The following is a 13,241-nucleotide window of genomic DNA, read 5'->3' as shown; positions in this document are numbered from 1 at the left end:
CCGGTTTTATTCGGATGTTTTATGAAAAATATGGGTTCAGTGATAATGTCGGCAGCCATTACATTAGCGGGAACTTTTGCTGCAATGTTTTATTCAGGAGTGCTATCGTTCTTGCAGATCGCAACACTTGTATTAACAGCCTTCTTCTTTACGCGCTCGTTGTCCTTTCCTGTTTTATGATACGGATTTTCGGCTGGGAGGACAGGTGCCGTTTGCACACAAAATAAGATGAGAATCAGCTTCTGCCGTCGCAGGCAGAGGTTATTGTTTCCTTATAAATCCTACAGTTGATATAATTACAATCAAACAGCGTTTCTGAGAATGCTGAAATTTGGTCATAATACATAATAATTAAGAAGGAACGAAGGAGGTTTCACATGACATATGTAAATGAAGTAACATCGAAGCACGCCGGTTTAACGGCTCACATCGTTAAAACTGAAAAATTCAAAACCGTCTCGCTTGTTTTCAAAATGCTGGCGCCTTTATCAAAAGAACTTGTCACAAAAAGGGCACTGTTTCCGCATGTGCTTCTTCGGGGCACCCAAAGACATCCGAAAACGGCGGATTTACGTGCTTATTTGGATGAACTGTACGGTACGTCTGTTTCATGCGATCTTTCTAAAAAAGGTGAACAGCACGTCATCACATTCAGACTAGAGATTCCTAATGAAAAATATTTAAAGGATCAAACGCCGCTGCTTGAAAAGGGTCTTCAGCTCTTGGCTGAACTTGTTTTTTCGCCGGCTCTTGAAGGGGATGCTTTTCAATCGCAGTATGTCAATCAAGAAAAACGCACGCTGAAACAAAGAATTCAAGCCGTGTATGATGATAAAATGCGCTATTCTAATTTAAGGCTCGTCCAGGAAATGTGCAAAAACGAACTATACGCACTTCATGTCAATGGAGAGATTGATGCTGTGGATGCGATTACAGCGAAAAGCTTATATGAAGCATACAAGAAAGCTCTAAAACAGGACCAGCTTGATCTGTATGTCATCGGCGATGTTGACCATAAACAGGTGCAAAAGAGCATAGAAACATATTTTAAAACTGAAGACCGGCCCCTTAGAACCATTGAAAAAGCAGCAGCCGGGCAAAAACCGGAGCCGAAAGAAGTCATTGATGAAGAGGACGTAAAACAAGGCAAGCTGAACATCGGATTTCGGACGAATATCATTTATACCGATCCGGACTATCCGGCTTTACAAGTTTTCAACGGCTTGTTCGGAGGGTTTTCCCACTCCAAGCTGTTTATCAACGTTCGAGAAAAAGCAAGCCTTGCCTACTATGCCGCTTCGCGGGTGGAAAGCTTTAAAGGGCTTTTAATGGTCATGTCGGGCATTGAAGTGAAAAATTATAAACAGGCCGTGACCATTATTGAAGAGCAATTCCAAGCAATGAAAAACGGGGAATTCAGTGAAGAAGATATTGAACAGACAAAAGCCGTTATTAAAAATCAGGTGCTTGAGACAATTGATACAGCATACGGTTTATCAGAATTTCTTTATCAGCAGGCTGCGGTCCAAGTTCAGATTCCGGTTGAGGAATTCCTCTCTAATATTGAGCGGGTGACAAAAGAAGATATTATCAACGCCGGCAAAAAAATCGAACTGGACACCACTTATTTCTTAACAGGGACGGAGGGAGCATCTTGACAAAACCAATTGAATTCGAACAGCTTCAAGAAACACTGTACCATGAAAAAATGTCAAACGGCCTTGAAGTATATGTTCTGCCGAAGAAGGGCTTCAACAAAACATATGCTGTATTTACGACTAAGTACGGCTCAATTGATAACCAGTTTGTCCCTCTGGGAAAAGAAGAGATGGTCCATGTGCCCGATGGTATCGCTCATTTTCTTGAGCACAAGCTGTTTGAAAAAGAAGACGGAGATGTGTTCCAAGGCTTTAGTAAACAAGGGGCTTCCGCCAACGCATTTACATCATTTACAAGGACGGCTTACCTTTTTTCAAGCACATCGAATGTCGAGAAAAATCTCGAAACGCTCGTTGATTTTGTCCAAGATCCCTATTTTACGGAGAAAACTGTAGAAAAGGAAAAAGGCATTATCGGGCAAGAAATCAATATGTATGATGATAATCCTGACTGGCGCTTGTTTTTCGGCCTCATTGAAAATATGTACAAAGATCATCCGGTCAGAATAGACATTGCCGGCACAATAGAAAGCATTTCTCATATTACAAAAGATCTTCTGTATGAATGCTATGAGACCTTTTATCATCCGAGCAATATGCTTCTGTTTGTCGTCGGTCCCGTTGATCCGGAGGCAATCATCACCCAGGTTAGAGAAAATCAGGAGAAAAAACCTTATACAGACCAGCCTGACATTAAACGAAATGAAGTGAAGGAGCAAGAAGCGGTCTTCCAGAAAGAACGAGAAATCAAAATGAACGTTCAAGGACCGAAATGTCTCGTCGGCTTAAAGGAGAAAAATCCATACAGATCAGGGAAAGAATTGCTAAAGCATGAGCTTGTTATGAATCTGATGCTCGAAACTCTCTTTGGCAAAAGCTCAGCCAATTATGGATCTTTATACGAAAAGGGATACATTGATGAAACGTTCAGCTTTGATTATACGGCGGAACATGGTTTCGGGTTTGCCTCAATTGGCGGAGACACGAAAGAGCCGGATAAACTTGCGGAAGAAATCTCCGGCATCCTTCTGCATGCGGCTGATTCGGTAACCGCCGAAAAAATTGAGCTGGCGAGAAAGAAAAAAATCGGTTCATTTTTAAAAGCGATGAATTCGCCTGAATACATCGCCAACCAATTTACACGTTATGCATTTTTAGATATGAGTTTATTTGATGTCGTGACTGTCCTTGAGCAAATTACGCTTGAGGATGTGAAACAGGCGATTCAAGAGGAGATAGACGCAGACCGAATCACGGTTTGCAAGGTTGTACCTAAATCATAAAAACAAACATCCCTCCGAGCGTGAGGGGTGTTTTTTGCGGGAAAGAAGGAAGACATATGAATCAAACCGCGCTTATAACAGGTGCGAGCGGAGGCATCGGGGAAAAAATAAGCGAAACGCTTGCGGCCAAGGGATACGATCTCTTGCTGCATTATAACCGCAATGAACAAGCGGCCGGACGCCTTGCCAATAGACTTACAGAAACGTACGGGATTCATGCCGAGGTTTTGCAAAGTGATTTATCAGCACCAAGCGGGGCGGCAGCTTTGACTGATTCTATCCAACAGCCAATTGACGCGATCGTGCTGAACAGCGGAAAAAGCCATTTTGGACTTATTACAGACGTGGATAACAGCACAGTTCAGGACATGGTGCAGCTGCATATAGCGAGCCCGTTCATCCTGACAAGAAACCTTCTGCCCGGCATGATCAAAAAGAAAACCGGTGCCATTGTGGCTGTCAGTTCTATCTGGGGGGAAACAGGTGCTTCTTGCGAAGTGCTGTACAGCATGGCGAAGGGCGCGCAAAATTCTTTTGTCAAAGGGCTTGCAAAGGAACTGGCGCCTAGCGGGATCCGCGTAAATGCAGTAGCGCCGGGCGCAGTGGATACGGGCATGATGAACCAATTCAGCCCGGAAGAAAAAGAAGCAATAGCTGAAGATATTCCGATGGGCCGGCTTGCAGGAGCACAAGAAATTGCCGATGCGGTTGCTTTTCTTCTCTCTGACCAAGCTTCCTATATCACCGGTCAAATTTTGTCCGTCAATGGCGGCTGGCACTGCTGAGCGAAAATAAAATATGTATAGTTTACGGCGGGAAGGACACAATAATTTTGTAACTTCAAGAAGAAATGGAGGAAGCCTAAATGTCAGTACTAGATAACTGGGATAACTGGAAGAATTTCTTAGGTGACCGTCTGAACTATGCGCAGGATAAAGGGATGAGTGAAGAAACCATCACAGATCTTGCTTATGAGATCGGCGGCTACTTGGCTAACGAAGTTGATTCTAAGAACCATCAGGAAAAAGTGCTTGCGGATCTTTGGAGCGTTGCATCGAAAGATGAACAGCACGCCATTGCGAATGTAATGGTTAAGCTTGTTGAAAATAACAGCACTCACTAGTGAGAGAGAGGATTTTTCCTCTCTTTTTTATGTTTTCCTGTTCAGAGCAACATTCTTCTTTCTAAATAGGTAAAAATGCTTTATGATAAAGGAAGGTAAAAATTTGCCACAATGAAGGGGGTATATCATTTGGCAAAGCTCGAATGGTATTTTGAATATGAAATTCAAGTCAACCGCCCCGGACTGCTCGGGGATATTTCATCTCTGCTCGGGATGCTTTCAATTAATATTGTCACGATTAACGGTGTCGATCTTTCCAGAAGGGGAATGCTGCTCAGGTGCCGCCATATAGATCAAATTAAACGTTTAGAATCAATATTAAAAACGATGGAAACAATTAAGGTGACGAAGCTTAGAGAACCGAGGCTTCGCGACCGTCTAGCTGTTCGCCACGGGCGATACATCCAAAGAGATGCTGATGATAAAAAAACATTCCGTTTTGAACGGGACGAGCTGGGCCTTCTCGTCGATTTTATGGCTGAACTGTTCAAAAAAGAAGGTCATAAGCTAGTAGGAATCCGGGGGATGCCGCGCGTGGGAAAAACCGAATCAATCGTGGCGTCCAGCGTGTGTGCGAGCAAAAGGTGGCTGTTTGTGTCATCCACACTTCTGAAACAGACGATAAGAAGCCAGCTGATTGCCGACGAGTACAGCACTGAAAATGTGTTTATCATAGATGGCATCGTGTCAACGAGAAGAGGATCGGAGCGCCATCTTCAGCTTGTCAGTGAAATCATGAGGCTGCCTGCGACAAAGGTAGTGGAACATCCGGATATATTCGTCCAAAATACTGAATACACACTTGATGACTTTGATTACATCATTGAACTCAGGAATGAACCTGACGAGGTTATTACATATGAACATGCAGAAGAACCCCAAATGTTTGATCAATCCGGGTTTTCAAACTTTGATTTTTAATATTGGAAGGTGTTTGTTGTGACTGAACTAGGAATCCGGCTGAAAGAAGCCAGAGAGGAAAAAGCAATGTCATTGGATGATCTCCAAGCGGCGACTAAAATTCAGAAAAGATATTTAACTGCTCTGGAGGAAGGAAACTATGACATTATTCCGGGAAGTTTTTATGTAAGAGCTTTTATCAAGCAATATGCCGAAGCCGTCGGGCTCGATTCAGATCAATTGTTTGAAGAGTTTAAAAAAGACATTCCGAACACGTATCATGATGATGTTTCTGAAAAGCTTTCCGGCATGAAATCGCAGAGAGAGCTGCCAAAGCCCGCATCTAAAGCGCTGGAAGTCTTGCCGACAATTCTTGTGATCGCAGGAGTCCTTGTTGTTATTGCGATTATTTATGTGGTTGTCCAGCTTACGATGAACAAAAGTAATGACCAAAGTGATGCTGCATCTAAAAAAGCGGTCACGCAAAGCGAAAGCAAATATGAAATTCCAAAGGATTCAACGCTGAAAGATAACAAAAAAAGCAGCAGTGAAACAGACAGTAAAAAAGATACGAAAACATCAAGCGCTAAAAAAGACGACGAAAAGAAGAGTGACAGCGGCAAGCTTAGTATAAAAGCCACCGGCACTGAAGGTTCAGCAACAACATACGAAGTCTCCGGCGCAGATAAGATCGAGCTTGAGCTGGCTGCTTCAGACAGCGCATGGATCCGTGTGCGTGATGAAAACAGCAGTTCTCTGAAAGAGGGAACATTGAAAAAAGGCGAGACCTATAAAAAAGACATAACTGATCAAAAACAAGTGGATATTCGTACCGGGTATGCACCTAACCTGAAAATCAAAATCAACGGAGAGGTTCTTTCATATGAACTTGATCCTAAAGACGTGATGGCGCAAACGATTACGATTGTAAATAAAAAGGAAGAAAAGTCATCTTAATCAGCAGATGACTTTTCTTCGCGTCCGAGTACTTAAATTGGAGGGGCAATATGTTTAACTTACCGAATAAAATTACACTTTCAAGAATCGCTTTAATCCCCATTTTCATGATTATCATGCTGGCGCCGTTTGAGTGGGGGCATCTTGACCTCGGAGATGAGTCGATTCCGGTCGCACATCTGGTCGGAGCAATTTTATTTATTATTGCATCTACGACAGACTGGGTGGACGGATATTACGCCCGTAAATTAAACCTTGTAACGAACTTTGGGAAATTTCTTGATCCGCTGGCTGATAAGCTGCTCGTATCGGCTGCTTTAATTATTCTCGTACAGCTTGAGCTTGCTCCTGCGTGGATGGTAATTGTCATTATCAGCCGGGAGTTTGCCGTGACGGGTTTACGGCTTGTCTTGGCGGGAACAGGGGAAGTTGTAGCCGCCAACATGCTGGGTAAGGTCAAAACATGGGCTCAGATCATTGCTGTTTCTGCATTGCTTCTTCATAATCTGCCGTTTGAGCTTGTGTCATTTCCGTTTGGCGACCTTGCGTTATGGGTAGCTGTATTCTTTACGGTTGTGTCCGGATGGGAATATTTCGCGAAAAACTGGGAAGCGTTAAAAACATCTAACTAAGAAAGAAGGACAAACATGATGGAGTTAGGAAAAAAAGCAGAAATTATTGCGGTCGGTTCAGAGCTTTTACTCGGTCAGATCGCCAATACCAATGCTCAATTTATCAGTAAAGGGCTTGCCGAGATCGGCATTAATGTGTTTTATCATACAGCTGTAGGAGACAACCCTGAGCGGCTGAAGCAAGTCATCCGCATTGCTGAAGAACGTTCTGATTTTATCATTTTTTCAGGAGGGCTCGGACCGACGAAGGATGATTTAACAAAAGAAACAATCGCAAATGTGCTGGGCCGTCCGCTCGTTCTTGATGATGAGGCTTTTCAATCAATTGAAGATTATTTCAAGAGAACAAAGCGTACAATGTCACCGAATAACCGTAAACAGGCGCTTGTGATTGAAGGCTCAGACGTATTGGCCAATAAATTCGGCATGGCGCCGGGGATGCTGACAGAGCACGAAGCCCGTCTTTATATGCTGCTTCCCGGACCGCCGAGCGAACTGCACCCTATGTTTGAAAACGAGGCCAAGCCGCTTCTTCTTGAAAAACTCGGATCAAATGAAAAAATCGTTTCAACCGTTCTCCGTTTTTTTGGAATCGGCGAGTCCCAGCTTGAAGCTGATTTAGAAGATATTATTGATACACAGACCAATCCGACAATTGCTCCTTTGGCTGCTGACGGAGAAGTGACGCTGCGCCTCACTGCAAAGCATGCGGATGAATCGGAAACAGAGCGGCTGTTAAAAGAGACTGAAGCTGTGATTTTAGACCGTGTCGGAGAGTTTTTCTACGGGTATGATGATACATCTCTTGTTAAAGAGCTTTCAAAAGCGTGCAAGGAAAAAGGAATGACACTTTCTTCAGCGGAGAGCTTTACAGGCGGTCTGTTTGCTGAATGGCTGACTGATTTAAGCGGTGCTTCGCAATTGTTTGCCGGCGGCGTTGTTTGCTATTCAAATGAGATGAAGCAGCACACCTTGGGGGTAAAGCCTGACACCCTGCAGCGGTTCGGAGCTGTCAGCAAAGAATGCGCGGGAGAGCTTGCCTCGGGGATTAAACGGGTGACGGGCAGTGACATTGGAATCAGTTTTACCGGCGTGGCCGGTCCTGAAGGGCAAGAGGGCCATGCGCCGGGACATGTCTTTATCGGCATTTCTGCGGACGGAAAAGAAGAGGTTCATGAATTTAACTTTGCAGGCTCCAGAACAGGCGTCAGAAAGCGCGCTGCCAAATACGGATGTCATTTAATCCTGAAACTCTTAGAACAAAAATAATGTTTTAGCACATTATCCTCCATGAAAAACCTGTTTTCTTCCGGCCATTATGATATTTTTATAGATAACAGGTTAAGAAAAAATCCGAATATGCGTTCGCTTTTTCTTGGCAAATGCCTGCAAACAAGGTATAGTATATGTAGTGGCAAGTTAAAGGAGGAAAAAATAGAATGAGTGATCGTCAGGCAGCCTTAGATATGGCTCTTAAACAAATAGAAAAACAGTTTGGCAAAGGTTCTATTATGAAATTGGGGGAAAAGACAGATACAAGAATTTCAACCGTACCAAGCGGCTCTCTTGCGCTTGATACAGCGCTTGGAATAGGCGGATATCCGCGCGGACGGATTATTGAAGTATACGGACCGGAAAGCTCCGGTAAAACAACTGTTGCGCTTCATGCCATTGCAGAAGTTCAGCAGCAGGGCGGACAAGCAGCGTTTATTGATGCTGAGCATGCATTGGACCCTGTATACGCGCAAAAGCTTGGCGTTAATATTGAAGAGCTTTTACTTTCTCAGCCTGATACGGGCGAGCAGGCGCTTGAAATTGCGGAAGCGCTTGTCAGAAGCGGCGCTGTTGACATTGTTGTCATTGACTCGGTGGCAGCTCTCGTTCCGAAAGCCGAAATTGAGGGAGACATGGGGGACTCACACGTAGGACTTCAGGCCCGCTTGATGTCTCAGGCGCTTCGTAAGCTTTCCGGAGCAATCAATAAGTCTAAAACGATTGCTATTTTCATTAACCAGATTCGTGAAAAGGTAGGCGTCATGTTCGGAAATCCGGAGACAACTCCCGGAGGCCGTGCGCTGAAATTTTATTCCTCTGTACGGTTAGAAGTGCGCCGTGCCGAACAGCTGAAGCAAGGCAACGACGTAATGGGGAACAAAACACGAATCAAAGTTGTGAAGAACAAGGTGGCTCCGCCGTTCCGTACGGCTGAGGTTGATATTATGTACGGAGAAGGGATCTCAAAAGAAGGAGAGATCATTGATCTTGGAACAGAGCTCGATATCGTGCAAAAAAGCGGCTCTTGGTACTCTTACGATGAAGAGCGCCTTGGACAAGGCCGTGAAAATGCAAAGCAATTCTTAAAAGAAAACAAAGATATCATGCTGATGATTCAAGAGCAAATTCGCGAACATTACGGCTTGGATAACAATGGAGTTGCACAAAAGCCTGAGGAAACCCAAGAAGAGCTAGAATTTGAAGGATAAAAACCAATATGAAAAAAAGGGCGGAGCGGCGAACTCCTGCCCTTTTTTTTGTTTGTCAAACGTAAGCATACAGACGGAAGTCAGGCTGTTCAAATGATGCGAACTAGATGAACTATTTATTGGTGTGGCGTTTGATTAAACAAAGGATTTATAAACCAATCCTGTCGCCTAAAATATCAAATGATAAAAGAGCAGATTTATTTTTAGATTTTACAACCTTTTTGAAGCTTACTTCGTCTAAAAATATGGTGCCTGCAAATTGAATTTATATTAGGGGGAAAAACGAATGACGAGCTCGAGAAGCCGCACCAGAGATTCGAAGCGCAGACGGAGAAAGCTGAACAAAAGGGGTAAACTGGCTCTTTTTATATTGCTGATCGCTGTCTGCTGTATCATAATCTGGATAGGGAAAAATCACCAAAACGAGGAACCGGCAAAATCAGCTCCAGCAGCCGAGGCCGATTCTGATAATAATAAAAAAAATCAGGTTCAAAAGAAAAAAGAAACGAATAAGAAAAACCAAAATAAGCTTGCAACAGTCGATGATAATAAAAATATCAGCAACTATTTGCAAAGCATTGGATTCAGCGGAACAGCCATGATTGTAAAAGATGGAAAAATAGTGACGAATAAAGGCTTCGGCTATGCAGACCGTGAACACAAAATAACAAATAACCCTGAAACCTCTTATTTTGTCGGATCGTCGCAAAAAGCATTAATTGCGACCGCCGTTTTGCAGCTTGAGGAAAAAGGCTTGCTTCGCACGAGCGATCCTGTCGCAGCTTATATAGAGGGTTTTCCGAATGGAAAGCAGATTACTTTAAAAAATCTGTTGACACATACTTCCGGAATCAGGGGGCATATCGAAGGAGAAGGAGCGATTACCCCGGACGACTTGATAAAAGATATTGAAAATCAAGGAATTAAACGGCAGCCGGGCATATGGGATTATCAGGACTCAAATTATTCAATGCTCGCCTATATCGTTGCCAAGGTAAGCGGGGAGTCATATGAACATTACATAACAAACCATATTTTCAAACCGGCGGGCATGACATACGCAGGCTTTTACAAAACATTTCAAAAACAGCCTTATCCTGCCGTCGGCTACAAATTGGATAAAGGCGGAAATTTAGTGACGCCGCACATACTTGATTTATCCCAGCTGTACGGCGCGGGCGATATATATATGAGTGCATACGATATGTATAAATTTGATCAGGCTCTTGTGGATGGCACTCTTTACTCAAAAGCCAGCTTTGAAAAAATGTTCACCTCCGGAAGCAGTTCGACCTACGGCATGGGATTTTATGTTGATCCGGGAAGCTATTCCAACCATGGTGTAATGCCCGGCTACAACATTTTAAACAGCTTCAGCCACTCAGGGAACAAATTTGTTATTTTATTTTCAAATATCCAAAATAATACGAAATTGGGGCAAGTTAACAATAAAATGTATCAATTTCTCAATCAAGAAGAGGCTCCTGATTCCCAAGCGGCAAAAACAAATGGATAGTGCGGCGCACATTTATATATACGGAATAGATATGCCGTTCAATCGTTAAGATGGCAAGCTTGACAAGTATTTCCGACACAATTACAATGAAGTTGTAACATTTGTTTTTTTAACATGATTGTTAAACCATTTAAACTTGACAAGGGCAGTGAGAAACTCATTCCCTGTGAAGGTTCTGTATGTTGAGAAAACTAGACAATGTACATGCCGACACTTATTTTAGCAACAACCAAGTTCATAGCAAGAGGAGGTGAAAGTATGACCCCAATTATGATGGTTCTCATCTCCATTTTGCTGATTCTACTCGGTTTAGTTGTTGGCTACTATGTTCGTAAAACCATTGCCGAAGCGAAAATTGCGGGCGCACGAGGTGCTGCCGAGCAAATTCTTGAAGATGCAAAGCGCGATGCTGAAGCACTGAAAAAAGAAGCTCTGCTTGAAGCAAAGGATGAAATCCACACACTTCGAATAGATGCTGAACAGGAAGTTCGTGAAAGACGAAATGAGCTTCAAAAACAAGAAAACCGTTTACTCCAAAAGGAGGAAAACCTTGATCGGAAACATGAGGGGATTGATAAACGGGAAGCGATGTTGGAGAAGAAAGATCATTCTCTGAATGAACGACAACAACATATTGAAGAGATGGAAAGCAAAGTGGATGAGATGATTCGTATGCAGCAGTCAGAGTTGGAGCGGATTTCAAGCCTCACTCGTGACGAAGCGAAGCAAATCATTCTTGACCGGGTTGAAAACGAGCTTTCACATGACATCGCCATCATGACAAAAGAAACTGAAAACCGTGCAAAAGAAGAGGCTGATAAGAAAGCGAAAAACATTCTTTCGCTCGCCTTACAGCGCTGCGCAGCAGATCACGTTGCCGAAACGACGGTTTCAGTTGTCAATCTTCCAAATGATGAGATGAAAGGGCGTATTATCGGACGTGAAGGGCGTAACATCCGCACCCTTGAAACGCTGACAGGAATTGACCTGATCATTGATGATACCCCAGAAGCTGTCATTCTTTCCGGATTTGATCCGATCAGACGTGAGACAGCGAGGATTGCTCTAGATAAACTCGTTCAGGATGGCCGTATTCATCCGGCACGGATTGAAGAAATGGTTGAAAAATCTCGCCGCGAGGTCGATGACTACATTCGTGAAATGGGTGAACAAACCACATTTGAGGTTGGCGTTCACGGTCTTCACCCAGATCTGATCAAGATTCTCGGCCGCTTAAAGTTCCGTACAAGCTACGGTCAGAATGTGCTGAAGCATTCCATGGAGGTTGCATTCTTAGCCGGTTTAATGGCTTCGGAGCTTGGAGAAGACGCAAAGCTTGCCAAACGGGCCGGACTGCTTCATGACATCGGGAAAGCAATTGATCATGAAGTCGAAGGAAGCCACGTTGAAATCGGCGTGGAGCTTGCGACCAAATATAAAGAGCATCCAGTCGTCATTAACAGTATTGCGTCACACCACGGGGACGAAGAGCCGACTTCTATCATTGCAGTTCTAGTAGCCGCAGCGGATGCACTGTCAGCTGCAAGGCCTGGCGCGAGAAGTGAAACGCTTGAGAATTATATTCGCAGACTTGAAAAGCTCGAAGAAATTTCTGAGTCCTACGAGGGTGTTGAAAAATCGTTCGCAATTCAGGCTGGACGTGAAGTGCGCATTATGGTGAAGCCGGATTCGATTAACGATCTTGAAGCCCATCGCCTGGCACGGGATATCCGTAAACGAATTGAGGACGAGCTTGACTATCCTGGCCACATTAAAGTGACAGTGATAAGAGAAACACGAGCCGTAGAGTATGCAAAATAAAGTGATGCGCTAAGCATCACTTTATTTTTTTGACCGGCAAGGAAATGAAAAACAGAAAGGGTTCGAAGAATGAGAATTTTATTTATTGGAGATGTTGTCGGCTCACCGGGCCGCGACATGGTAAAAGAGTATGTCCCGAAACTAAAAACGAAGTATAAGCCGCATTTCACGATTATTAACGGGGAAAATGCCGCTCACGGCAAGGGCCTGACAGAAAAAATTTATCACAGCTTAATGCAGGCAGGCGCAGACGCTATTACTATGGGTAACCACACATGGGACAAAAAAGAAATATTTGACTTTATAGATGACGTACCGCACCTTGTCCGTCCGGCCAATTTTCCGGAGGGTACGCCGGGAAAAGGAATCACATATGTAAAAGCGAACGGTAAAGAGCTTGCCGTCATTAATTTGCAGGGACGCACATTTTTGCCGCCGCTCGATGATCCGTTTCAAAAGGCAGATGAATTAATCGCAGAGGCGGCTAAACGAACGCCCTATATCTTCATTGATTTTCATGCCGAGGCAACAAGTGAAAAGCTGGCGATCGGCTGGTACACAGATGGCAGAGCGTCTGCAGTAGTGGGTACGCACACACATGTGCAAACAGCAGATAACCGCATTTTGCCTAAGGGGACGGCATATATTACTGATGTAGGAATGACCGGCCCATATGACGGCATTCTCGGCATGGACCGAGAGACCATCATTAAACGCTTTAAAACAAACCTCCCTGTCCGTTTCTCTGTCGCAGAAGGCAAAACCACATTAAGCGGAGTCGTTATTGATATTGACGACCAAACGAAAAAAGCGGTTAAAATTGAGCGTATTTTGATAAATGATGATCACATGTTCTTTGAATAACTGA

At 43.8% G+C, this 13,241-nt stretch carries 12 protein-coding genes and 1 pseudogene; all 13 read left to right on the top strand.

Features of this window, described 5'->3' with window-relative positions:
- Positions 1 to 21 precede the first annotated feature (21 nt).
- Positions 22 to 227, top strand: a pseudogene (locus GXP75_RS21545) (hypothetical protein); the annotation flags it as partial.
- Positions 228 to 377: 150 nt separating this feature from the next.
- Positions 378 to 1,658 (top strand): EF-P 5-aminopentanol modification-associated protein YfmF, encoded by a 1,281-nt coding sequence (gene yfmF, locus GXP75_RS00945; RefSeq protein ID WP_242555970.1) that lies wholly within the window; start codon positions 378 to 380, stop codon positions 1,656 to 1,658.
- A complete protein-coding gene (gene yfmH, locus GXP75_RS00940; protein WP_242555969.1) occupies positions 1,655 to 2,941 on the top strand; it encodes an EF-P 5-aminopentanol modification-associated protein YfmH in 1,287 nt (428 codons plus the stop codon). The genes yfmF and yfmH overlap by 4 nt, the downstream gene beginning before the upstream one ends.
- 56 nt (positions 2,942 to 2,997) lie before the next feature.
- Positions 2,998 to 3,726 carry an elongation factor P 5-aminopentanone reductase gene (gene ymfI / locus GXP75_RS00935; RefSeq protein WP_106034098.1) on the top strand — a complete coding sequence of 243 codons (729 nt, stop codon included), beginning with the start codon at positions 2,998 to 3,000 and terminating at the stop codon, positions 3,724 to 3,726.
- Positions 3,727 to 3,806: 80 nt separating this feature from the next.
- A complete protein-coding gene (locus GXP75_RS00930) occupies positions 3,807 to 4,064 on the top strand; it encodes a DUF3243 domain-containing protein (protein ID WP_003328873.1) in 258 nt (85 codons plus the stop codon).
- A gap of 129 nt (positions 4,065 to 4,193) precedes the next feature.
- Positions 4,194 to 4,985, top strand: coding sequence for a DUF3388 domain-containing protein (locus GXP75_RS00925; protein WP_242555968.1), 792 nt, complete (start codon positions 4,194 to 4,196; stop codon positions 4,983 to 4,985).
- Positions 4,986 to 5,003: 18 nt separating this feature from the next.
- Positions 5,004 to 5,921, top strand: a complete 918-nt coding sequence (gene rodZ / locus GXP75_RS00920) for a cell shape determination protein RodZ (RefSeq protein WP_010788648.1) — start codon at positions 5,004 to 5,006, stop codon at positions 5,919 to 5,921.
- Positions 5,922 to 5,971: 50 nt separating this feature from the next.
- Positions 5,972 to 6,553 (top strand): CDP-diacylglycerol--glycerol-3-phosphate 3-phosphatidyltransferase, encoded by a 582-nt coding sequence (gene pgsA / locus GXP75_RS00915; RefSeq protein ID WP_003328870.1) that lies wholly within the window; start codon positions 5,972 to 5,974, stop codon positions 6,551 to 6,553.
- An 18-nt stretch (positions 6,554 to 6,571) separates the two neighbouring features.
- Positions 6,572 to 7,822, top strand: coding sequence for a competence/damage-inducible protein A (locus GXP75_RS00910; RefSeq protein ID WP_242555967.1), 1,251 nt, complete (start codon positions 6,572 to 6,574; stop codon positions 7,820 to 7,822).
- 170 nt (positions 7,823 to 7,992) lie between these two features.
- The gene (gene recA / locus GXP75_RS00905) at positions 7,993 to 9,036 is read left to right on the top strand and encodes a recombinase RecA (RefSeq protein ID WP_061571604.1); all 1,044 of its coding nucleotides are present in this window, start codon (positions 7,993 to 7,995) and stop codon (positions 9,034 to 9,036) included.
- Between the two features lie 286 nt (positions 9,037 to 9,322).
- Complete coding sequence (locus GXP75_RS00900; RefSeq protein WP_214914520.1) at positions 9,323 to 10,552, top strand: serine hydrolase domain-containing protein; 1,230 nt, start codon at positions 9,323 to 9,325, stop codon at positions 10,550 to 10,552.
- 258 nt (positions 10,553 to 10,810) lie between these two features.
- On the top strand, positions 10,811 to 12,373 hold the full coding sequence (rny, locus tag GXP75_RS00895) for a ribonuclease Y (protein WP_003328865.1): 1,563 nt from the start codon (positions 10,811 to 10,813) through the stop codon (positions 12,371 to 12,373).
- A 69-nt stretch (positions 12,374 to 12,442) separates the two neighbouring features.
- Positions 12,443 to 13,237 (top strand): 2',3'-cyclic-nucleotide 2'-phosphodiesterase, encoded by a 795-nt coding sequence (gene ymdB / locus GXP75_RS00890; RefSeq protein ID WP_003328864.1) that lies wholly within the window; start codon positions 12,443 to 12,445, stop codon positions 13,235 to 13,237.
- Positions 13,238 to 13,241: the final 4 nt, after the last annotated feature.

It is taken from the genome of Bacillus sp. HU-1818, from assembly GCF_022695965.1.
GTDB lineage: Bacteria > Bacillota > Bacilli > Bacillales > Bacillaceae > Bacillus > Bacillus atrophaeus.
The sequence above is the reverse complement of the archived record's forward strand: the minus strand, read 5'-3'. Positions and strand labels throughout refer to the sequence as shown.

Excerpts from the sequence above, each read along its gene's own strand:
- yfmF (WP_242555970.1), top strand. The coding sequence starts at position 378 with ATGACATATGTAAATGAAGTAACATCGAAGCACGCCGGTTTAACGGCT.
- ymfI (WP_106034098.1), top strand. The coding sequence starts at position 2,998 with ATGAATCAAACCGCGCTTATAACAGGTGCGAGCGGAGGCATCGGGGAA.
- GXP75_RS00930 (WP_003328873.1), top strand. The coding sequence starts at position 3,807 with ATGTCAGTACTAGATAACTGGGATAACTGGAAGAATTTCTTAGGTGAC.
- pgsA (WP_003328870.1), top strand. The coding sequence starts at position 5,972 with ATGTTTAACTTACCGAATAAAATTACACTTTCAAGAATCGCTTTAATC.
- GXP75_RS00910 (WP_242555967.1), top strand. The coding sequence starts at position 6,572 with ATGGAGTTAGGAAAAAAAGCAGAAATTATTGCGGTCGGTTCAGAGCTT.
- recA (WP_061571604.1), top strand. The coding sequence starts at position 7,993 with ATGAGTGATCGTCAGGCAGCCTTAGATATGGCTCTTAAACAAATAGAA.
- GXP75_RS00900 (WP_214914520.1), top strand. The coding sequence starts at position 9,323 with ATGACGAGCTCGAGAAGCCGCACCAGAGATTCGAAGCGCAGACGGAGA.
- rny (WP_003328865.1), top strand. The coding sequence starts at position 10,811 with ATGACCCCAATTATGATGGTTCTCATCTCCATTTTGCTGATTCTACTC.
- ymdB (WP_003328864.1), top strand. The coding sequence starts at position 12,443 with ATGAGAATTTTATTTATTGGAGATGTTGTCGGCTCACCGGGCCGCGAC.